At 71.2% G+C, this 21,242-nt stretch carries 16 protein-coding genes; 10 read left to right on the plus strand and 6 right to left on the minus strand.

The features are described 5' to 3' along the window. Positions 1-113: 113 nt before the first annotated feature. The 5 genes from ACZ67T_RS01705 (at position 114) to ACZ67T_RS01725 (ending at position 7,025) form a co-directional block, all read left to right on the plus strand. A complete protein-coding gene (locus tag ACZ67T_RS01705) occupies positions 114-1,004 on the plus strand; it encodes an FAD binding domain-containing protein (protein WP_469980975.1) in 891 nt (296 codons plus the stop codon). After that, the gene (locus tag ACZ67T_RS01710) at positions 1,004-1,633 is read left to right on the plus strand and encodes a (2Fe-2S)-binding protein (protein ID WP_469980977.1); all 630 of its coding nucleotides are present in this window, start codon (positions 1,004-1,006) and stop codon (positions 1,631-1,633) included. Before ACZ67T_RS01705 ends, ACZ67T_RS01710 begins: the two co-directional genes overlap by 1 nt. A 4-nt stretch (positions 1,634-1,637) precedes the next feature. Beyond that, entirely contained in the window at positions 1,638-4,037 is a 2,400-nt protein-coding gene (locus ACZ67T_RS01715) for a xanthine dehydrogenase family protein molybdopterin-binding subunit (RefSeq protein ID WP_469980979.1), read from the plus strand. 287 nt (positions 4,038-4,324) lie between these two features. Further along, positions 4,325-5,782, plus strand: coding sequence for an NCS2 family permease (locus ACZ67T_RS01720; RefSeq protein ID WP_469980980.1), 1,458 nt, complete (start codon positions 4,325-4,327; stop codon positions 5,780-5,782). Between the two features lie 55 nt (positions 5,783-5,837). Further along, positions 5,838-7,025, plus strand: coding sequence for an XdhC family protein (locus ACZ67T_RS01725; RefSeq protein ID WP_469980982.1), 1,188 nt, complete (start codon positions 5,838-5,840; stop codon positions 7,023-7,025). Here ACZ67T_RS01725 and ACZ67T_RS01730 read toward each other — a convergent pair. Beyond that, a complete protein-coding gene (locus ACZ67T_RS01730; protein WP_469980984.1) occupies positions 6,974-8,779 on the minus strand; it encodes a protein kinase family protein in 1,806 nt (601 codons plus the stop codon). The two genes, ACZ67T_RS01725 and ACZ67T_RS01730, sit on opposite strands and share 52 nt — an antisense overlap. An 84-nt stretch (positions 8,780-8,863) precedes the next feature. On the opposite strand from ACZ67T_RS01730, the gene ACZ67T_RS01735 reads away from it, so the two are divergent. Continuing rightward, on the plus strand, positions 8,864-10,327 hold the full coding sequence (locus tag ACZ67T_RS01735; RefSeq protein WP_469980985.1) for a hypothetical protein: 1,464 nt from the start codon (positions 8,864-8,866) through the stop codon (positions 10,325-10,327). 13 nt (positions 10,328-10,340) lie between these two features. Here the strand turns inward: ACZ67T_RS01735 and ACZ67T_RS01740 are convergent, their stop codons facing one another. Further along, on the minus strand, positions 10,341-10,781 hold the full coding sequence (locus tag ACZ67T_RS01740; RefSeq protein ID WP_469980987.1) for an SRPBCC family protein: 441 nt from the start codon (positions 10,779-10,781) through the stop codon (positions 10,341-10,343). 139 nt (positions 10,782-10,920) lie between these two features. On the opposite strand from ACZ67T_RS01740, the gene ACZ67T_RS01745 reads away from it, so the two are divergent. Further along, positions 10,921-12,135: a cytochrome P450 family protein gene (locus ACZ67T_RS01745; protein ID WP_469980989.1), complete on the plus strand. Its 1,215-nt coding sequence runs from the start codon at positions 10,921-10,923 to the stop codon at positions 12,133-12,135. 28 nt (positions 12,136-12,163) lie between these two features. On the opposite strand, the gene ACZ67T_RS01750 is transcribed toward ACZ67T_RS01745, so the two are convergent. Next, positions 12,164-12,943, minus strand: a complete 780-nt coding sequence (locus ACZ67T_RS01750; RefSeq protein ID WP_469981358.1) for a polysaccharide deacetylase family protein — start codon at positions 12,941-12,943, stop codon at positions 12,164-12,166. A gap of 573 nt (positions 12,944-13,516) precedes the next feature. Between ACZ67T_RS01750 and ACZ67T_RS01755 the strand changes: the two genes are divergently transcribed. After that, positions 13,517-15,010, plus strand: a complete 1,494-nt coding sequence (locus ACZ67T_RS01755; RefSeq protein ID WP_469980991.1) for a hypothetical protein — start codon at positions 13,517-13,519, stop codon at positions 15,008-15,010. Here ACZ67T_RS01755 and ACZ67T_RS01760 read toward each other — a convergent pair. The 3 genes from ACZ67T_RS01760 to ACZ67T_RS01770 form a co-directional block, all read right to left on the minus strand. Next, positions 14,983-15,912 carry an oxygenase MpaB family protein gene (locus ACZ67T_RS01760; protein WP_469980992.1) on the minus strand — a complete coding sequence of 310 codons (930 nt, stop codon included), beginning with the start codon at positions 15,910-15,912 and terminating at the stop codon, positions 14,983-14,985. The genes ACZ67T_RS01755 and ACZ67T_RS01760 overlap by 28 nt on opposite strands. 138 nt (positions 15,913-16,050) lie before the next feature. Next, positions 16,051-17,415, minus strand: coding sequence for an MFS transporter (locus tag ACZ67T_RS01765; RefSeq protein WP_469980993.1), 1,365 nt, complete (start codon positions 17,413-17,415; stop codon positions 16,051-16,053). Between the two features lie 273 nt (positions 17,416-17,688). Continuing rightward, the gene (locus ACZ67T_RS01770; protein ID WP_469980995.1) at positions 17,689-18,354 is read right to left on the minus strand and encodes a TetR family transcriptional regulator; all 666 of its coding nucleotides are present in this window, start codon (positions 18,352-18,354) and stop codon (positions 17,689-17,691) included. A gap of 132 nt (positions 18,355-18,486) precedes the next feature. Here ACZ67T_RS01770 and ACZ67T_RS01775 point away from each other — a divergent pair, with 132 nt between their 5' ends. Together ACZ67T_RS01775 and ACZ67T_RS01780 are read left to right on the plus strand one after the other, a co-directional pair. Continuing rightward, on the plus strand, positions 18,487-19,362 hold the full coding sequence (locus tag ACZ67T_RS01775) for a shikimate dehydrogenase (RefSeq protein ID WP_469980997.1): 876 nt from the start codon (positions 18,487-18,489) through the stop codon (positions 19,360-19,362). Positions 19,363-19,422: 60 nt separating this feature from the next. Continuing rightward, positions 19,423-21,237 (plus strand): bifunctional sugar phosphate isomerase/epimerase/4-hydroxyphenylpyruvate dioxygenase family protein, encoded by a 1,815-nt coding sequence (locus tag ACZ67T_RS01780; RefSeq protein WP_469980998.1) that lies wholly within the window; start codon positions 19,423-19,425, stop codon positions 21,235-21,237. Positions 21,238-21,242: the final 5 nt, after the last annotated feature.

Raw genomic sequence — 21,242 nt, forward strand, 5'->3', positions numbered from 1 at the left:
ACTGGGCCCACTCCACGTAAACAGCACATGAACGAGCCTTCGAGGTCCGCACATCCCGTGGCTCGATCCGTTCGAACGACCGACCACGAGATCAACGAAGAAGAGAGCCGCTCATGGACTTCCTTCGCCCCGCCAGCTGGGAGGAGGCGCTCGCCGCCAAGGCCGAGCACCCCACCGCTGTGCCGCTCGCGGGTGGCACCGATGTGATGGTCGAGATCAACTTCGACCACCGGCGCCCCGAGTACCTCCTTGACCTGAACCGCATCGGAGAGCTCGGCGAATGGGAGGTCGGGCAGGACACCGTCCGCCTCGGCGCCTCCGTCCCCTACACCAAGATCATGGAGAACCTGCGCGCCGAGCTGCCGGGCCTGGCCCTGGCCTCGCACACGGTGGCCTCGCCGCAGATCCGCAACCGCGGCGGCGTCGGAGGCAACCTCGGCACCGCGTCGCCCGCCGGTGACGCCCACCCCGCGCTCCTCGCCGCCGACTGCGAGGTCGAGGTGGAGTCCGTACGCGGCTCGCGCCGTATCCCGATCGACGCGTTCTACACCGGCGTGAAGCGCAACGCGCTCGCCGCCGACGAGCTCATCCGGGCCGTCCACATCAAGAAGGCCGACGGCCCGCAGCAGTACTCCAAGGTCGGCACCCGCAACGCGATGGTCATCGCCGTGTGCGCCTTCGGCCTGGCGCTGCACCCCGAGACCCGTACGGTCCGCACCGGCATCGGCTCCGCCGCGCCGACCCCGGTCCGCGCCAAGGCCGCTGAGGAGTTCCTGAACGCCGCGCTCGAAGAGGGCGGCTTCTGGGACAACGGCAAGATCATCACCCCTTCGGTCGCCAAGCAGTTCGCGGACCTCTGCTCGGCCGCCTGCAACCCGATCGACGACGTCCGGGGCACCGCGAGCTACCGCCGGCACGCCGTCGGCATCATGGCCCGCCGCACCCTGACGTGGGCCTGGGAGTCCTACCGCGGCACCGCCGCAAGCACGGAGGGAGTCGCGTAATGCGCGTCAATTTCACGGTCAACGGCCGTCAGCAGGAAGCCGACGACGTGTGGGAGGGCGAGAGCCTCCTGTACGTCCTGCGTGAGCGCATGGGGCTGCCCGGCTCCAAGAACGCCTGCGAGCAGGGCGAGTGCGGCTCCTGCACCGTCCGTCTCGACGGCGTACCGGTCTGTTCGTGCCTGGTCGCGGCCGGCCAGGTCGAGGGCCGCGACGTCGTCACCGTCGAGGGCCTCGCCGACTTCGCCCGGCAGCGGGCGCAGCACGAGGGCTGCGCGAGCGGCGCCTGCGGCGACGACGCCGGCCGGGCCGGCAAGGCGGGCACCTCGCTCCAGGACGCCCAGCAGTGGCAGTCCAAGCCGAGCGACTCGCAGACCGGCGAGGGCGATGAACTCTCCCCGATCCAGCAGGCGTTCATCGACGCCGGCGCCGTCCAGTGCGGCTTCTGCACACCGGGTCTCCTGGTCGCCGCGGACGAGATGCTCGAACGCAACCCGGACCCGTCCGACGCGGACATCCGCGAGGGCCTGTCGGGCAACCTGTGCCGCTGCACGGGCTACGAGAAGATCATGGACGCGGTACGGCTCGCCGCCGCGCGCCAGTCCGCAACTGTTCCGAGCCAGGGAGCCTGACGCCATGGCCGACACACGTACCACCGGCATCCCGTTCAACGTCACGCAGGGCTCCAAGACCAAGGGCGGCATCGGCGAGTCCACGCTCCGCCCGGACGGCACCCTCAAGGTCACCGGCGAGTTCGCGTACTCGTCCGACATGTGGCACGAGGACATGCTGTGGGGCCAGATCCTGCGCTCCCCGGTCGCGCACGCCGAGATCCTCTCCATCGACACGGGCGAGGCCCTCGCAACTCCCGGCGTCTACGCGGTACTCACGTACGACGACCTGCCGACCGACGTGAAGAACTACGGCCTGGAGATCCAGGACACCCCGGTCCTCGCCCACGGCAAGGTCCGCCACCACGGCGAGCCCGTCGCCATCGTGGCGGCCGACCACCCGGAGACGGCGCGCCGCGCCGCCGCCAAGATCAAGGTCGACTACCGCGAACTCCCCGTCATCACCGACGAGGCGAGCGCGACCGCGCCGGACGCGATCCTCGTCCACGAAGGCCGCGACGACCACCACATCGGCCACGTCCCGCACCCGAACATCGTGCACCGCCAGCCGATCGTCCGCGGCAACGCCGAAGAGGCCGCCGAGAGGGCCGACTTCATCGTCAAGGGCGAGTACTACTTCGGCATGCAGGACCAGGCGTTCCTCGGCCCCGAGTCGGGTCTGGCCGTGCCGTCCGAGGACGGCGGCGTCGACCTGTACGTCGCCACCCAGTGGCTGCACTCGGACCTCCAGCAGATCGCCCCCGTCCTCGGTCTGCCCGAGGACAAGGTCCGCATGACGCTCTCCGGCGTCGGCGGCGCCTTCGGCGGCCGCGAGGACCTGTCGATGCAGATCCACGCCTGCCTCCTGGCGCTGCGCACGGGCAAGCCGGTCAAGATCGTCTACAACCGCTTCGAGTCGTTCTTCGGGCACGTCCACCGCCACCCCGCGCGGCTCTACTACGAGCACGGGGCGACCAAGGACGGCAAGCTCACGCACATGAAGTGCAAGATCGTCCTCGACGGCGGCGCCTACGCCTCCGCCTCGCCGGCGGTCGTCGGCAACGCCTCGTCGCTCTCCGTCGGTCCGTACGTGATCGACGACGTGGACATCGAGGCGATCGCGCTCTACTCGAACAACCCGCCGTGCGGCGCCATGCGCGGCTTCGGCGCGGTCCAGGCGTGTTTCGCGTACGAGGCCCAGATGGACAAGCTCGCCGACAAGGTGGGCATGGACCGGGTCGCGTTCCGCCAGCTCAACGCCATGGAACAGGGCACGCTCCTGCCGACGGGCCAGCCGGTCGACTCGCCGGCCCCGGTCGCCGAGCTGCTGCGCCGCGTCCAGGCGATGCCGCTGCCGTTGGAGCGCCAGTGGGAGTCCAGCGAGGGCTCCGACGTGCGCCAGCTGCCCGGCGGTCTGTCCAACACCACGCACGGCGAAGGTGTCGTCCGGGGTGTGGGTTACGCGGTCGGCATCAAGAACGTCGGCTTCTCCGAGGGCTTCGACGACTACTCCACGGCCAAGGTGCGCATGGAGGTCATCAACGGCGAGGCCGTCGCCACCGTGCACACCGCCATGGCGGAGGTCGGCCAGGGCGGCATCACCGTCCACGCGCAGATCGCCCGCACCGAGCTGGGCGTCGGGCAGGTGACCATCCACCCCGCCGACACGCAGGTCGGCTCGGCCGGCTCCACGTCCGCGTCGCGTCAGACGTACGTGACCGGCGGCGCCGTCAAGAACGCCTGCGAGCTGGTGCGCGAGAAGGTCCTGGAGATCGGGCGCCGCAAGAAGGGCACCTACCACCCGGCGTGGGCGACGGCCGAACTCCTCCTGGAGGACGGCAAGGTCGTCACCGACGGAGGCGAGGTCCTCGCCGATCTCGTCGACGTCCTGGAGGGCGACGTCGTCGAGGTGGAGGAGGAGTGGCGCCACCGGCCCACCGTCCCCTTCGACCTGGTCACCGGCCAGGGCAACGGTCACGTGCAGTACTCGTTCGCCGCGCACCGCGCCGTCGTCGAGGTCGACACCGAGCTCGGCCTGGTCAAGGTCATCGAGCTGGCCTGCGCCCAGGACGTCGGCAAGGCGCTCAACCCGCTGTCCGTCGTCGGGCAGATCCAGGGCGGCACCCTCCAGGGCATGGGCATCGCGGTGATGGAGGAGATCGTCGTCGACCCCAAGACCGCGAAGGTCAGGAACCCGTCCTTCACGGACTATCTGCTCCCCACGATTCTCGACACGCCGACCATCCCTGTCGACGTGCTCGAACTCGCCGACGACCACGCCCCGTACGGGCTGCGCGGCATCGGTGAGGCTCCGACCCTGTCGTCCACGCCGGCCGTCCTCGCGGCGATCCGCAACGCGACGGGCCTGGAGCTCGACCGGACCCCGGTACGCCCCGAGCACCTCACGGGAACGGGCCCGGCCTGACAGAGCTCTCCGGACGGTGCGTGCCTCCCAGGAACGTCACACTTCCCAGCCCGCACCGTCCGGAGCCTTCAAGTACCGCACCGCTCGCGGTTCTTTCCAGCGCCACCAGTACCAAAGGCACCACCAGCACCAACACCAGCAGCACGGTTTCTTGCGCAGCACAGCTGCGCATTACCCCGTTCGTCTCGGGCCGTCCCCCGGGTCGTGCAGCCCACGCACCATCCCAAATCCCGCAATCTCCAACCACGTTTGTGCGGGTGTCCCTGTGAACCTTGGGAGTAGGCACCATGACCCAGCAGTCTCTGGAGCCGAAGACCACCGCCGAAGACGCGGGCGCAGGCTCGCGTCCGTCGGCCGGCAGGTCTTGGCTCGACCGGTACTTCCACATATCCGAACGAGGATCGACGGTCGCGCGTGAGGTGCGCGGCGGCGTCACGACCTTCATGGCCATGGCGTACATCCTGCTGCTCAACCCCCTGATCCTGTCCGGCAAGGACGTGGCGGGCGACGTGATGGGCCAGAAGGCCCTCATCACCGCCACCGCCTTCGCCGCGGCGTTCACCACGCTCCTCATGGGCTTCGTCGGCAAGGTGCCGCTCGCGCTCGCCGCCGGCCTCTCCGTCTCAGGTGTGATCTCTTCGCAGGTCGCCCCCGAGATGACGTGGCCGCAGGCCATGGGCATGTGCGTGATGTACGGCGTGGTGATCATGCTCCTGGTCGTCACCGGCCTCCGTGAAATGATCATGAACGCGATTCCTCTCGCGCTCAAGCACGGCATCACGATGGGCATCGGCCTCTTCATCGCCCTGATCGGCCTCTACAAGTCCGGCTTCGTACAGGTCGGCAAGGCCACCCCGCTCACGCTCGGCGCCACCGGAGAACTCACCGGCTGGCCCGTCCTGCTCTTCGCGGGCACCCTGCTCCTGATCTTCATGCTCCAGGCCCGCAACACGCCCGGTGCCATCCTGATCGGCATCGTCACCGGCACCGTCGTCGCGATGATCCTCAACGCGCTCGACGTGATCAACCCCAAGCAGTGGGCCAACGGAGCCCCCGAGCTGCACGGCAGCGCGGTCTCGACGCCCGACTTCTCGCTCTTCGGCCATGTCGAGTTCGGCGGCTGGGGCAAGGTCGGCGCGATGACCGTCGGCATGATCGTCTTCACCCTGGTCCTCGCCGGCTTCTTCGACGCGATGGCCACCATCATCGGCGTCGGCACCGAGGCCAAGCTCGCCGACGACAAGGGCCGCATGCCGGGCCTGTCCAAGGCCCTGTTCATCGACGGAGCGGGCGGCGCCATCGGCGGTGTCGCCGGCGGCTCGGGTCAGACCGTGTTCGTCGAGTCCGCGACCGGTGTCGGCGAGGGAGCCCGTACCGGCCTCGCGTCCGCCGTGACCGGCCTGTTCTTCGCGGCCTGTCTGTTCTTCACCCCGCTCACCGCGATCGTGCCCCAGGAGGTCGCCTCCGCCGCGCTCGTCGTCATCGGCGCGATGATGATGATGAACGCCCGGCACGTCGACTGGGCGGACCGTGCCACCGCGATCCCGGTCTTCCTGACCGTGGTCCTGATGCCCTTCACGTACACCATCACCACCGGTGTGGCCGCGGGCGTCATCTCCTGGGTCGCCATCAAGGTCGCCCAGGGCAAGGCCCGGGAGATCGGGGCCTTCATGTGGGGCCTCACGGTGATCTTCCTGGTGTACTTCGCCCTCAACCCGATCGAAGGATGGCTGGGCGTCCACTGACGCCCGGCCCGTGAGGGCCCCGCGCCCTCCACGCAACCGACAAGGAGACCTAGAGATGCTGGACATCGCCGAAGAGCTGCACCGGTGGGTCGAGCAGGGACGCGACTTCGCCGTGGCCACCGTGGTGGCCGTCGGCGGGAGCGCGCCCCGGCAGCCGGGCGCCGCACTCGCCGTCGACAGCGACGGCACAGCGATCGGCTCGGTCTCCGGCGGCTGCGTGGAGGGCGCCGTCTACGAACTGTGCCAACAGGCGCTCCAGGACGGCGAGACCGTCCTCGAACGCTTCGGTTACAGCGACGACGACGCCTTCGCCGTGGGCCTCACCTGCGGCGGGATCATCGACATCCTGGTCACCCCGGTTCGCGCGGACACCCCGGGACGGGAGGTGCTCGCGGCGGCGCTGTCCGCCGCCGCCCGAGGCCGGGCGGCGGCGGTCGCGCGCATCACCCAGGGCCCGGCCGAACTCATGGGCCGCGCCATCCTCGTACGCGACGACAGCGACCCCGACAGCGACCCCGGGAGCGGCTTCACAGGCGGTTACGAGGGCAGCCTCGGCGGACACCCCGAACTGGACCGCACCGCGGCCGGCGAGGCCCGCGCGCTCCTCGACGCCGGACGCACCGCCACCGTGGAGATCGGCGAGAGCGGCTCGCGCTGCGGGCAGCCCCTCACCCTCCTCGTCGAGTCGTCCGTCCCCCCGCCGCGCATGATCGTCTTCGGGGCCATCGACTTCGCGGCGGCGCTCGTCAGGATCGGCAAGTTCCTCGGCTACCACGTGACGGTGTGCGACGCGCGCCCCGTCTTCGCCACGCCGGCCCGCTTCCCCGACGCCGACGACATCGTCGTGGAATGGCCCCACAAGTACCTGGAGCGCACGCGGACGGACGGACGCACCGTCCTGTGCGTCCTCACCCACGACGCCAAGTTCGACGTCCCGCTCCTCCAGCTCGCGCTGCGCCTGCCCGTCGCCTACGTCGGCGCCATGGGCTCTCGCCGCACCCACTTCGACCGCAACGACCGCCTGCGCGACGTCGGCGTCACCGAACTCGAACTGGCGCGCCTGCGCTCGCCGATCGGCCTCGACCTGGGCGCCCGCACCCCCGAGGAGACGGCCCTGTCCATCGCCGCGGAGATCGTCGCCAACCGGCGCGGCGGCAGTGGAGTCGCGCTGACCGGCGCCCACACGCCGATTCACCCCGACGGAGCGCGGGCACCCTCCGTCCCGATCGGGTCCGTGGCCTGATCGGTCCTACCGGGCCGACCGGCCCGACCGGCCCGAAGGCCGAGCGCCGCCGCTCGCGCGGACACGAGCAGCTGGTCGATCCTCATGACGAGGACCCGATGGGCCAAGTCCCGCACGAACAACGGCTGCTGGTACGAGAACCCCGGTTCGTCCGCCGCCTCGGTGACACCGGCGAGGTGCCCGCGGACCTCGTGCAGGCGCGACCGGTCCTCCTCGCCGAGGGTGCCGTCAGCGGCGTCGAGCAGCGCCGAGAGATCGGTCTGCCCTCGGTGGGCCCGCTCCCTGACAAAGCCGAGCGTTTTGGCGACGACCGACCCGGCCTCCTGCCGCCTGAGCTCTTCGAGCCCGGTCCCGAAGGCGTTGCCGAGGTCCAGGAGGAGCGCCGGGAGCGTGTCCGGGAGCGCCTCCGGGGGAGTCTCGGGGGCTGACTCCTGTACGGGTGCGGGGGCAGGTGCGCGGACACGTACGGGACCGCGTGCCCCCTCGGGCTTCTCTTCGGGCGGCCTCACCTGCTTCGGCACCTTCGGCGCCTCGGGCACCACCACCTTCGGTTCGGCCGCCCGTGGCCCCGGCACACACGTCACCTCACCCGGCCCGTACGCTTCGGCCGGCCCCAGATATGCGCCAGCCGCCTCCGCCGCGAGCCGGAAGAACCACCACCGGTCCCGCGCGTCGTACCGGACGCGGGCCGTGAACATCAGCGCGCACGCCTGCATCGACAGGAGCCACTGACCGGTCCACTGGCCTGAGATGGTGCGCTGGTGCAGCCAGCCGCCCGGTGCCTTGTGCATCTCGTCGACGGTACGGGCCAGACCCTGCGGGATCAGCAGACCCGGGGTGTCCCGGCCGACGAGCAGGTCGAGGAGCTCGGCGCGGGCGTCGTCGGAAAGGTGCGGCAGGAAGTCGGCCACCAGGCAGAGCAGCAGATGCACGGGGTCACGGGCGAGCAGCGCCCGCTCGTCGAAGCGCGACAGGTCGATCAGGACGTAGCGGCCGATGTCCGCGTCGGGCTCCCTGGGCACCATGATGTTGCCGGGGTGCAGATCGCCGTGCGCCCGGCCGCGCATCGGGTAGTCGACGGTGCGTGCCGCGAGCGGGCAACTTCCCGTCAGGTATACGGGGTTGGGGACCGGCGTGGCGTTCGTGCGGTCCAGTCTGATCCACGCGGTTTCGAGGTCGAGGCCCAGTTCGTCGCGGACCCAGACGGCCAGGGGTTCCGCCGGTTCGAGCCGTCGGTCGAGGAGTTCGGAGACGAACGAGGCCGCGGACATCTGCCCGTCCGAGTCCTCGTCCGGATTCCAGTCGGCCAGCAGGGACCGCGTGATCTGCGCGGCGACGCCGGGCATGCGCCGTTGCCGCAGGATCGTGCTGAGCGTCACCATGGTCTCGTCGTTGCCCGCGAAGCCCTGGAACATCAGCCAGGCGTCGTCCACCGGCATCGGATCGTAGAGCTGCTCCACGAGATGATCGCGCGGGAACGAGAGATCGCCGTTGGGCAGGGAGCGCCTCGCGGCGACGAGCCGCCCCGGTTCCATCGAGGAGTCGCCGTCCGGGGAACAGAGTTTGATGATCATCCGGCGCTTGGTGCGCCCCGGATCGCTGTCCCGGACGAACACGGACGCCAGGGACGCACCGCTGCCGCCGGTGTCGAGCCAGGCCAGGGCGGTCAGCGGGCGGTGGTTCTGCTTCTGCCACTGTCCGAGCAGCGCGGCAGCGCGCGTACCGAACGGCGCGAACTGGGAGGAGCGGTCCATCAATTCAGTATCACCGCAAGGACCGCGCGCGTGTTCGCCCTCGCGTGATATCTCCTGCGAGGAGGAAGCGAAGAGGGAGCGACGATGGCACGTCTCAGGGGGAGCAGGCGTCCGAGGTGGCGCCCGGCGCGGGGTGACACGGTCGACGCGGCCCGGCTGCGCGAGGAGGTCACCGGACACGAGGACGGCACCCGTGGCCCGCTCAGATTCGAGGGGCTGCGCGTGCGCGGGCGGCTCGACCTGTCCCGCTGCCGCGTCGACGCCGTCCTCGAACTGGTCGACTGCGTCTTCGACGAGCCGCTGCGACTAGCCGAACTCACCATTGGCGCCCTGAACTTGTCGGGTTCCCGAGCACCCGCCATGCATGCGAACCGGATCACCGTCGGCGGCGACCTGCGGCTGTCCGGAGCCACGCTCGGCGGCGGAACGCCCGTACCTCAGCCGCTGACCGCCCCGGCCGCGTCCGGTGACGGCCCGCGGGTTCCGCGCCGCCTGCCGGAGGACTCCACGTCGGCCGTACTGGAACTGGCCGACGCGCGCATAGACGGCAACCTCGTCGTCGAAGAGCTCACGGTCGCCGACTCCGGCCCCTGGTCCCTGCTCGCCCCCCGGCTGAACGTGTCGGGCTCGGTCCACGCGCGCGGCCTCACCGCCTCCGGCGCCCTGTATCTGAGAGACGCCCAGATCGCGTACGCCCTCAACCTCAACGGTGCGGACGTGGGCGGCCTCGACGGCACCGGACTCGCCTGCGGCCGTGGCCTCTACGCCGACTGGGGCTTCCGCAGCGCCGGGCAGGTGCTGCTGCGCGCCGCCGTGATCGAGGGCGTGGTCACGTTCCACGACAGTGTCATCGAGGCGCCCGCGGGCGCCCTGCTTCTGAGCCGGCTCCGGTCGCCACGGCTCCGTCTCGATCTGCGCGAACCGCCGGCCGGCGCCGTGGTTCTCCAGGACGCGGCCGTCGACGTGCTCGTGGACTCGGCCGCCACGTGGGCCGCCCCGGGCCGGCTCAACCTGGAGGGCTTCACGTACAAGCGCCTGGAAACCGCCGGACCGGTCGACGTCCGCGCCCGCATCGGCTGGCTGACCCGTGACCCGAACGCGGGCGCGGGCTCCTTCGAGCAGCTGGCGACGAGTTACGAGAGCGTGGGCGACGAGCGGTCCGCGCGCACCGTGCGGCACGCGAGGGAGCGCCATGTGCGCCGCCTCGACCGGCTGTCGGGGCGTGCCTGGGGCCTGGTCCAGGACCTCCTGTTCGGCTACGGCTACGCCCCGCGCCGGGCGCTCGTGTGGCTGCTCTCCCTGGCCGCCGCGGGCTCCCTGTGGTTCGCCCACCACGAGCCGCGCGCGGTGGGCGGCTCCGGGCAGCGGGCCTGGGACCCGGTCCTCTACAGCGTCGACCTGCTCATCCCCGTGGCGAGCCTCGGCTACCGCGGCTCCTGGGATCCGCAGGGCGTGGGCAAGGCCGTCGCCGTCTTCCTCGTGGTCTCCGGCTGGACCCTGGCGACGGCGGTCCTCGCGGGCGCCAGGCGCGTCATCGGAAGAGGGTGAATGATCCGGAGGCTCAACCTCCGTACTGCAGGAGCTTCTTGACCGCCCGCGTGAACATCAGGCGGCCCGCCCTCGCGAGCAGCGGGTCGCACCAGCGCGGGAGCGGGCGGACCCGGATCTCCTCGTGCCACGCGACGAGGGACCCGGCGCCGTACGGAGCCACCTCGATCTCGGCCCAGCCGGTGACGAACGTGCCGCGCTTCTCCAGGCGGCACCGCCCGGCCGAGTCGCCGTACGGGGGCGCCCAGTCGACGACCTCCATGGGGTCGTCGAAGGTGTAGCGCCCGACGCCGGTCCGCGGCACGAAGACGGTGCCCTCGCCGGTCGGAGGCGGGGTCGCGAGCCTGACGCGGGTGAGGGGGACGACGTCCCCGTGCCGCTCCCAGTCCGTCATGCGGCGCCACGCCTCGGCGGCGGAAAGCGACGATTCACGGGTGATGCGGAAGAAGGCCACGCCCGGATCCTAGAACCGCGGGCGCCCTTCGCGGCGCTGCCCGGCGCGCGCCGGAACTGCGTGCTTCCTAACTCCTAAGACCCTACGATCTGTTGTGCCCATTTGATCATGAACCCCCCCACGCCGGCTGGAGCTCCCCATGGCACACGCCCCCCACGTCATCGACCCCGCGGGACGCGGCCTCCACGCGGAGGCCGACCTGCTGCGCACGCGCGGCACCGCCGCACTCGTCGAACTCCCGGGCGGCATACGCGCCTGGGCCCCGACCCGGTACACGATCCTCAAGCAGCTCCTCGCCGACGACCGCGTCTCCAAGGACCCCAACCAGCACTGGCCCGCCTGGATCAACGGCGAGTTCCGCGAGACCTGGGTCAACTCGTGGGTGGGCGTGACCAACATGTTCACCGCGTACGGCAGCAACCACCGGCGCCTGCGCAAGCTGATCTCGCCCGCGTTCACCAAGCGCCGCACCGACGGCCTGCGCCCCCGCATCGAGGAGCTCACCGTGGGCCTCCTCGACCTGATGGCCGAGGCGCCCGACGGCCGCGTCGACCTGCGGGCCGCGTACGCCCACCCGCTGCCCATGCAGGTCATCTGCGAACTGTTCGGGCTGCCCGGAGAACGGCAGGCCGACGCCGCGCGCCTCGTCGCGGGCATCATGGACACCACCGTCACCCCCGAACAGGCCATGGCCATCTGGCAGGAGGTGCAGGAGCTCCTCGGGGGCCTGGTCACCCTCAAGCGCGAGACGCCCGCCGACGACCTCACCAGCGTCCTGATCACCACCCGGGACGACGAGGACGGCTCGGGCCTCACCGAGCAGGAGCTCATCGACACGCTGCTGCTCGTCATCGGCGCCGGCCACGAGACGACCGTCAACCTCATCGGCAACGCCGTGCACGCTCTGCTCAGCCACCCCGACCAACTGGCCCGCGTCCTCGCGGGTGAGATCCCCTGGAACGACGTGATCGAGGAGACCCTGCGCTGGGCCCCCTCGATCGCCAACCTGCCGCTGCGGTACGCCGTCGAGGACATCGAGCTGCCCGACGGCGTCAGGATCCCGCAGGGCGACGCGATCCTCGCGACGTACGCCTCGGCCGGGCGCGACCCGCTGCGCCACGGCGAGGACGCGGGATCCTTCGACGTCACGCGCGTCGACAAGGAGCACCTCGCCTTCGGGTACGGGGTCCACTACTGCGTCGGCGCGCCGCTCGCCCGGCTCGAAGCGGCGATCGCGCTGCCCGCTCTGTTCGAGCGCTTCCCCGGCCTAGCCCTCGACACGAGCGAGGGCGCGGCTCCTCACGTGGAGTCGTTCATCGGCTTCGGCTACGGCGAGTTGAAGGTCACGCTGTAGGGGCCCGGCTGATGCGGGGGGAGGCGGGTCAGGGCCTGTAGATCTTGCCCGGCTCGGCCTTCCCCGGCGCGAAGAGTTGCGGCACGGTCACGAACACGTAGCCCTTCGCCTTGAGGTCGTCGATGATGCCGGGCACCGCGGGCACGGTGCCCTGGTAGATGTCGTGCAGCAGGATGATGCCGTCGCGCTTCGTCTGGTCGACGACGCGCTTCCTGATCAGGGCCGAGTCGTTCGTCGTGTAGTCCTTCGCCGTCACGCTCCACAGGATCTGGGCGAGCCCCTCCTTCCTGGCGAGCTCGCTGACGTGGTTGTTCGTGCGGCCCTGCGGCGGCCGCATCAAGGTCGGCCGCTTCCCCGTCAGCCGCTCTATCGCGTCGTCCGGCCGCTCGAACTCCTCCCGTATCTGCGCGTCGTCGATGTCGGTGAGGATCTGGTGGTCCCAGGTGTGGCTCGCGACCTCGTGACCCTCGCGCTCCATGCGTGTGACCAGCTCCGGGTACTTCGCGATGTGGTTCTTGCCGAGCAGGAAGAACGTCGCGGGGACGTGTCTCTCCTTCAGGATGTCGAGCAGCCGCGCGCTGTGCTCGCTCGGCCCCGCGTCGAACGTGAGCGCCACGCACTTCGCCCTGCGGCAGTCGACGGTCCCCAGCGAGGCCGGCGCGTTCTTGGCGTCGGTGCGACTCCTGTCGGCCCTGGCCCCGCTCGGGGCGGTCGTGTCGTACGTCGTGCAGCCGCTCAGGCCCAAGGCCAGGGCACCGGCAGTGAAGAGCGCGGCGGCGGCGTGGAACGCGGCCCTGGATTTCCTCATCTTCTGATTCGCGGTAGGCATGCGAGGACTATACATAGCGTGTATACACGGGATGTATAGACGCTGTGCAGAGCTCTCCGGCCTGTGGAGATGCCGGTGGTGGCGTGCTGATGCGCCTCGTGGCCCGGAAAGCGGGGCCCTACCGTGGCGTGCGCGCACGATTGACAGCGCGTGCGCCGTTGCGGATGGTGTCCCTCTGGCGCGACGCCTGACGGTTGGGGGACCGAGATGGGTGTGGGGGACGGGCGCGCGAGGGCGGGATCAGAGGAGCGGGAGCCGCAGGACGCGGTGCCGGGGGACTCGATTCCCCGGGATGCGGTGACGCGGGAGCCGGCGGCGGATCAGGAGACGGGCCCGATCGGCCCGGCGCCCGGCGCCCCTGCCCCTGACCCCGGTCCGGGTTCCGCGCCGGGTTTCGGACCTCCGGGCTCCGGGGCGCCCGTCACGACGGGATCGGCGTCAGGGCCGGCCGCACCCCGACTGCCGAGCCGCACACCGCCGCAGGCGTACCCGGCCGCACCGCCCCCGCCCGCCTGTGCGCCCAGCTTCGGGCCGCCTCCGCCACCGCCGCCCGTGGCCCACGCACCCAAGGCCCCGGTCGATCCTGTGCGGGCCGTGGCCGCCGGCCTGCTCAACCTCAGTGGACTGGGGGCCGGTTACCTCCTGCTGAGGCGCTGGCTCCTGGCCGCGGGCTGCCTCGCCGCCACCGCCGCGCTGCTCGTACTCGCGCTCCCCGCCGAACCTGAAGGCGTACCGGCCGGGCTGCTCGTCGGATACGGGCTCCTGCTGCTCGTCGCCGCCCTGGACGCGGCCCGGCGAGCCTCAACCACCCCAGTGCGCAGCCCGGTTGTGGCGACGGCTCTCGGGATCGTGCTGCTCGCCGTGCCCGCCGGAGGCGTCGTCGCGTACGACGCCGCGCGCGACGACGCCGTGGAGGAGATGCTGCTCGGCCGCCTCCTCGACGCCGACGCGCTCGTCGCGAAGGCCGCCGCCCGGACTTCGTTCGCCGAGGGCCGGGGCGATTACACGACCGCGCTCGCCCGCTACCGCGAACTCGCCCACGACCACGCAGGATCCAAGGCCGCCGGGCTCGTGCCCGACCGGCTCGGCGCCTACTACAAGGCCGTCGCCAAGCCGTACACGGACAAGAAGGACTGCGACGCGATCGAGCCGCTCACCTATCTGCGGACCGTGCCCGGCAAGGGCATGGACCGCGACGTGCTCGGCTCCCTCGCCACCTGGCCCGACAAGCCGCTCGCCGCCTCCCTCTACGCCTGCGGCACCGGCAGGCTCGGCACCGAGTCAGCCGGATCCGAAGGCGGTGAACTGGGTCGACTCCTGAGTACATTCCCGAAGTCGGAGCAGGCGGGACAGGTCGCAGGCGCCCTGCGCGACGCCGTCGCCGCCCGTGACCGCGGCCTCGGCGGCGCCGAACCCTGCACGGCCACGGACGAACTGCGCAGCATCGGCGAGACCGCCGGCGCGCTCCCCGACGGTGCGGGAGCAGGCGTGGCGGACGACGTCGACAAGGGCGTCGAGAAGGGCGTGTACGCCTGCGGCGTCGACGAGTTCAAGGACAAGAAGTTCGGTGACGCCCGCAAGACGCTGGCCGACTTCGCGGACACGTACAAGAACAGCAGGAACAGGGCCAGGGCCGAGGACATCGCCATCGCCGCGGAGATCGCCGGGCTGCGTCCCGCCGCCGGTGACCGCCTTCCGCCCGCCGGGAGTCCGGGCGGCGCACGGATGACGCTCGTCGTCACCAACGACGGCCCCGGCCCCGTCGAGGTCCTCTACACGGGCCCCGTCACCGGCAGCGTCAAGCTGGCCGCCTGCGGCTCGTGCACGATGTATTCCAGCGAGTCGGCCGGCAGGAGCAAGGCCTGCAAGGCGGACAGGAAGTACCCGAAGGCCACGATCAGGCTGCCCGCCGGGAGTTATCACTTCCTCCACAAGCACAGCGGGGACACGACGGCGGCCGTCTCCGACCGTGCCGCCGGAAGCGAGATCAGGCCGGGATACTCGTACACGCAGTGCAGTTACGTCGTGCGCGGCGGCGGCCTGTGATCCCCTGAACCCTCGCCGGGCGGCGCCGCGTGCGGGACGGGGCAGCCGCGCAGGCCCGGCGTCGGGAACGTGCCGAGCTCACCGACCTGGTAGCCGTTCGGATAGCCCTTGATCTCCCGGTTCTGGCGCGCCTGGTGCGGTGCGCGGCGGGGCGGCAGCAGACGTACCGCACGGCCGCGCAGGCGGACGGCGCTCCGGACGAGCGTGCGCGTGAGGGGGCTCGGTGGCTCGTAGTCGAAGGCGCGCAGGAGCGGCTCGTCGAGCAGCGCGACCGTCGCCTTCTTCAGCACCGGTTCCAGGACGCCCGGATACCACGATGCCATGAGCGTGAGCGTCGCGTCCGAGACCCGTCGTCCGGCCTCGTCCCGGCCGAAGTGCTCGGCCTCGTACGTATCGAGGCAGGTCTCGAACTCCTCGTAGGACTCCGGGATGTCCTGGATCCCCATGTGCCGGCCCAGCGCGCGGTAGTAGTGCGCCGAGGCGGTCACCTCGTGGCGTGAGAGGCGGCGCCAGCCGTAGGTGTCGATCCAGCGTCTGGGCACGACGACGAACGTGCACAGGACGTAGCGCATGTCGTCGTTGCTGATGTCGTAGCTGCGGTGCATCTGGTTGATGCGGCGGATCGCCGTGCGCCCCTGGATGCTGTCGAAGCCGTGCTCGACGACGGTGTCCAGCAGCAGCGAGGTGTCGTCGTACCGCTTCTGCGAACGCTCCGTCAGTTCCGCAGTCTCGGCCAGCAGTCGGCCGATGCTCGGCACGGCATAGGTGCGGTAGAGCGCCAGCTCCAGTGCCCGCGTGAGGTCCCACGGGAATTCGTAGGTCGCGGTCAGCCGGTAGATCGTCAGCCAGTCCCGGTCCGGGTCGAGCCGCCGGATCTGCCGGAGCCGTTCGTAGCGCTGCATGCCATCCCCCATCTGTGGCCGGGAGATCAAGCCTACGGCGCGGCCCCGCCGCCGGCTCCGGTTCGGCGCGCAATGAATTCCGGTGGTGAAGTGCGGGGCGGCGCAGGGCAGTTCGGCCGTCGTGCGGCGGTTGCGGGGTCAGACCTCGGCGGGTACGCGGCCGGGGTCCCCGGCCTCCTGGCGCAGGCCGAGCCGGTCCGCGGGCACCCGGTGCGTCTCGCGCGCGGTGAGGGCCGCGACGACCGGCGGTACGCAGAGCGCCGCGGTGAACAGGGCGACCGTGGACCAGTCGTCACCGTTCGGACCCGCGAGCTGCGCCGCGAACGTCACCGCGAACCCGGCGACCGCGAAGCCGATCTGCGTACCGATCGCCACACCGGAGAGCCGCACGCGGGTCGAGAACATCTCGCCGTAGAAGGACGGCCAGACACCGTTGGCCGCGCTGTACACGACGCCGAAGGTGAGGATGCCGAGGACGAGGACCAGCGGGTACGAGCCCGTGGAGATCGCCCACAGATAGCAGGCCATGAGCACGGCGCTGCCGACGGCGCCCACGAGGTAGACCGGCTTGCGGCCGATACGGTCCGAGAGCTTCGCCCAGAGCGGGATCGCGCCGAGGGCCGCCACGTTGGCGAGGGCGCCCACCCACAGCATCCCGGTCCGGTCCATGCCCACCGAGTCGCTCGTCGCGTACGACAGGGCCCAGACGGTGAAGATCGTGCTCACGGAGGCGATCAGGGATCCGGCGACGACGCGCAGGACGTCGGCCCAGTGGTCGCGCAGCAGTACGGCCAGCGGCAGTTTCACGACGCCCTCCGTAGCCGCCTGCCGGGCGAAGGCCGGGGTCTCCTCCAGGGAGCGCCGGATCGCGTACCCGACGACGGCGACGGCGACGCTCAGCCAGAACGGGACGCGCCAGCCCCACGAGAGCAGCTGGTCCTCGGGCAGGGCCGCGACCGGGATGAAGACGAGGGTGGCGATGAGCTGGCCCGCCTGCGTGCCGCTGAGGGTGAAACTGGTGAAGAAGCCGCGTCGGCCCGGCGGCGCGTGCTCCAGTGTCATCGAGCTGGCGCTGGCCTGCTCGCCCGCGGCGGAGATGCCCTGGAGCACGCGGCACAGCACGAGCAGCACGGGGGCGAGCGAGCCGACCTGGGCGCGGCTCGGCAGGCAGCCGATGAGGAAGGTGGACAGGCCCATCAGGATCAGCGTGAAGACCATGATCTTCTTGCGGCCGAGCCGGTCGCCGATGTGGCCGAGGAAGAGCGCGCCGACGGGACGGGCGGCGTAGGCGACGCCGAAGGTGGCGAGGGAGAGCAGCGTCGCGTTCGCGGGGTCGGACTCGTCGAAGAAGACCTTGGGGAAGATCAGGGCCGCGGCGCTGCCGTAGATGAAGAAGTCGTAGTACTCCAGGGCGCTGCCGGTCCAGGCCGCGAGCGCTGCCTTGCGCGGCTGGGCCTCGGGGGCGCGAGGCGGCGCGGCGGCGCCGGGGGAGGGGACGGTCACGGCGTACTCCTAGGGGGACGCTTCGGCGATGAAGCGAGCGGAGGGGTGCGGGGTGGTGTCGCGGTGTCTTTCTCCGGCCCTGGGGCAGGGGCGAGCGGTTAATTAACCCACTGGGTAGTTAGTAGTGGATGGCTACGGATGTTGCGCTGGCGTTACCCGCGTGTCAAGAGGTGGGCCGCGAAAACTTCCGCACGAGGTGCCCTCCCGGCACCCGTTCCCATTGCCTCTCGTACGGATCGGGCCGGGCTCGCGATCCGGCCTGATCCGTACGGACTAGTCCTCGGTGCGGTCCGCCGTCAGATAGGCGATGACCATGTCGCCGAGCATGGTCCGGTAGTGCTCGCGCCGGTCCTCCGCCACCAGGTCACGGCCGAAGAGCGCGCCGAACGTGTGCCGGTTCGAGACCCGGAAGAAGCAGAACGAGCTGATCATCGCGTGCAGGTCGACGGCGTCGATGTCGGCGGTGAACAGGCCCGATGTGCGTCCGGCGTCGAGGATGCGGCGGATCACCTCGATCGCGGGCGAGTTGAGCGCGCCGAGCTGTTCGGAGGCCGCGATGTGCTCCGCCTCGTGGATGTTCTCGATCGAGACGAGGCGGATGAAGTCGGGGTGCGCCTCGTGGTGGTCGAAGGTGAGCTCGGCGAGCCGGCGGATGGCCGCGACCGGGTCCAGGTGGTCGACGTCGACCTCCTGCTCGGCCTGCCGGATCGCCGAGTACGCGTGCTCCAGAACCGCCGTGAACAGCTGTTCCTTGCCGCCGAAGTAGTAGTAGATCATCCGCTTCGTGGTGCGGGTACGGGCCGCGATCTCGTCGACGCGGGCGCCCGTGTAACCGGCGCGGGCGAACTCCTGGGTGGCGACGTCGAGGATCTCGGCCCGGGTGCGGGCGGCGTCGCGGATCCGTCCGGCGGGTCGCGTCGGCTCTTCGACTGTGGCCATGCGTTCCTCCGGGTCGGTTCGGTGCTGGTGATTGTAGAAGCAGCGCCGGGGCCGGTGACCGGCTGCCCTTTCCAGGATGCCGCCTTCCTGGTATTACTAACGAACCAGTTCGTACATTAGGAGGAGCGCGCGGTGTCCCAGGACTCCTGTCTCGTCGGTCTGATCGGTTCGGGCATCGGCCCCTCGCTGAGCCCCGCGCTCCATGAGCGGGAGGCCGACCGTCAGGGCCTGCGCCATCTCTACCGGCTGATCGACATCGACGCCCTGGGTGTCGCCCCCGACCGGGTCGGCGACCTGGTGCGGGCGGCGCGGGCCGTGGGCTACGACGGCCTGAACATCACCCACCCCTGCAAGCAGCTCGTCATTGAGCACCTCGATGAGCTCGCCCCCCAGGCGGAGGCGCTCGGCGCCGTGAACACCGTCGTGTTCGAGGGCGGGCGCGCCGTCGGCCACAACACCGACGTCACCGGATTCGCGGCCTCCTTCGCCCGCGGCCTGCCCGACGCCCCGCTCGACCGGGTCGTGCAGCTCGGCGCGGGCGGCGCGGGCGCGGCGGTCGCGCACGCCGTGCTCACCCTGGGCGGCGGCCACCTCACCGTCGTGGACGCCCTGCCCGAGCGCGCCGCGGACCTGGCCGCGTCGCTGAACCGGCACTTCGGCGAGGGCCGCGCGTCCGCCGGGACCCCGGACCGCATCGAAGAGCCTCTCGCCCGCGCCGACGGCCTCGTCCACGCCACACCCACCGGCATGGCCGCCCACCCGGGACTCCCGCTCCCCGCCCGCCTGCTGCGCCCGTCCCTCTGGGTGGCGGAAGTCGTCTACCGCCCGCTGGAGACGGAACTCCTGCGCACTGCACGGGAGTTGGGGTGCGCCACGCTCGACGGCGCAGGCATGGCGGTGTTCCAGGCCGCGGACGCGTTCCGGCTCTTCACGCGCCGCGAGCCGGACGTCACACGGATGCTCGCGGACATCGCCGAACTCGCGGGTGCGGCGGCGGCCCGAGGCTGACCCCGGCCCCCGGCACCGACCCCCACACCGACCCCCTCCTCCGTCTCAAGGAGCACCGTCGTGCGTACCTCGATCGCCACCGTCTCGCTCAGCGGATCCCTCACCGAGAAGCTGACCGCCGCCGCCTCCGCCGGGTTCGACGGGGTGGAGATCTTCGAGAACGATCTCCTCGCGAGTCCGCTCACCCCCGAGGAGATCCGGGCCCGCACCGCGGACCTCGGCCTCACCATCGACCTCTACCAGCCGATGCGGGACATCGAGGCGGTGCCGCCGCAGGAGTTCGAGCGGAACCTGCGCCGCGCCGAGCACAAGTTCCGGCTGATGAACCGGCTCGGCACGGACACCGTCCTGGTGTGCTCCAGCGTCTCGCCCCTCGCCGTCGACGACGACGCGCTCGCCGCCGAACACCTGCACAGGCTCGCGCAGTCGGCGCAGGAACACGGCGTACGCGTCGCCTACGAAGCACTCGCCTGGGGCCGTCACGTCAGCACGTACGACCACGCCTGGCGCATCGTCGAGGCGGCGGGGCACCCGGCGCTCGGCACCTGCCTGGACAGTTTCCACATCCTCGCCCGCGGCTGTGACCCCAAGGGCATCGAGGACATCCCCGGCGAGAAGATCTTCTTCCTCCAGCTCGCCGACGCCCCGCTGATGGCGATGGACGTCCTCCAGTGGAGTCGCCACTACCGCTGTTTCCCCGGGCAGGGCGGCCTGGACGTGACCGGACTCGTCCGGCACGTGATCAACGCCGGTTACCAGGGCCCGCTGTCGCTCGAAGTGTTCAACGACGTCTTCCGGCAGGCCGACGCGGGCCCCACCGCCGTCGACGCCCGGCGCTCCCTGATGCTCCTCCAGGAAGCAGCCGGCCTCACGGCGCCGCCCGCACCGGTCCAGCCCACCGGTTTCGCCTTCGCGGAGCTCACCACCCCGGACGCCGGTGCCGTGTCCGCGCTCCTCGGCGCCCTCGGCCTGGCCAGGGCCGCCAGGCACCGCGGCAAGCCCGTCGAACTGTGGCAGCGCGGCGAGGCCCGCATCCTCGTCACCACGGATCCCGTCCGCCACCGCGACGGACTCGCCCTCGCCGCGCTCGGCCTGGAGTCCCCGGACCCGGCCGCCGCGACCGCCCGCGCAGACTCGCTCCTCGCCCCCGTACTGCCCCGCCGCCGGGCACCCGAGGACGCCCCGCTGGACGCGGTGGCCGCGCCCGACGGCGTGGAGATCTTCTTCTGCGCGACGGACCGGGAAGGCCTGCCGAACTGGCGGGAGGACTTCGCGCAGCTGCCCGGCGCCCGTGACGGCGACCCTGACCGGGAACGGCGGGGCGCCGTCCTGCGGATCGACCACCTGGCCCTCACCCAGCCCTGGCACCAGTTCGACGAGGCCGCGCTCTTCCACCGCACGGTGCTCGGACTCCGGCCGCAGGAGAGCGTCGACGTCGCCGACCCCTACGGGCTGCTGCGCAGCCGTGCCGTCACGAACGACGACGGCAGGGTGCGGATCGCGCTCGGCATCGGCGCGGGCCCCGCCGACGACGCCGACCGCGTCCAGCACATCGCCCTGGCGACGGACGACGTGGTGGCCGCCGCCCGAGCCTTCCAGGACGCGGGCGGCCGGCCGCTGCCCGTACCGCCCAACTACTACGACGACTTGGCGGCGCGCTTCGAGTTCGAACCGGGCGAGGCGGAGACGTACCGGGAGCTCGGCATCCTCTACGACCGCGACGAGCACGGCACCTTCCGCCACTTCTACACGGAGACGGTCGGCCGGGTCTTCTTCGAACTGGTCCAGCGCGACGGCGGATACCGCGGTTACGGCGCCCAGAACGCCCCCGTCCGCCTCGCCGCCCAGCACGCCCTGCGCCCCGGACGCAGGTAGGTTGC

The organism is Streptomyces sp. NPDC107517 (assembly GCF_055582645.1).

Excerpts from the sequence above, each read along its gene's own strand:
- ACZ67T_RS01745 (WP_469980989.1), top strand. The coding sequence starts at position 10,921 with ATGGCACACGCCCCCCACGTCATCGACCCCGCGGGACGCGGCCTCCAC.
- ACZ67T_RS01715 (WP_469980979.1), top strand. The coding sequence starts at position 1,638 with ATGGCCGACACACGTACCACCGGCATCCCGTTCAACGTCACGCAGGGC.
- ACZ67T_RS01725 (WP_469980982.1), top strand. The coding sequence starts at position 5,838 with ATGCTGGACATCGCCGAAGAGCTGCACCGGTGGGTCGAGCAGGGACGC.
- ACZ67T_RS01750 (WP_469981358.1), bottom strand. The coding sequence starts at position 12,943 with ATGAGGAAATCCAGGGCCGCGTTCCACGCCGCCGCCGCGCTCTTCACT.
- ACZ67T_RS01770 (WP_469980995.1), bottom strand. The coding sequence starts at position 18,354 with ATGGCCACAGTCGAAGAGCCGACGCGACCCGCCGGACGGATCCGCGAC.
- ACZ67T_RS01760 (WP_469980992.1), bottom strand. The coding sequence starts at position 15,912 with ATGCAGCGCTACGAACGGCTCCGGCAGATCCGGCGGCTCGACCCGGAC.
- ACZ67T_RS01710 (WP_469980977.1), top strand. The coding sequence starts at position 1,004 with ATGCGCGTCAATTTCACGGTCAACGGCCGTCAGCAGGAAGCCGACGAC.
- ACZ67T_RS01705 (WP_469980975.1), top strand. The coding sequence starts at position 114 with ATGGACTTCCTTCGCCCCGCCAGCTGGGAGGAGGCGCTCGCCGCCAAG.
- ACZ67T_RS01720 (WP_469980980.1), top strand. The coding sequence starts at position 4,325 with ATGACCCAGCAGTCTCTGGAGCCGAAGACCACCGCCGAAGACGCGGGC.
- ACZ67T_RS01735 (WP_469980985.1), top strand. The coding sequence starts at position 8,864 with ATGGCACGTCTCAGGGGGAGCAGGCGTCCGAGGTGGCGCCCGGCGCGG.
- ACZ67T_RS01730 (WP_469980984.1), bottom strand. The coding sequence starts at position 8,779 with ATGGACCGCTCCTCCCAGTTCGCGCCGTTCGGTACGCGCGCTGCCGCG.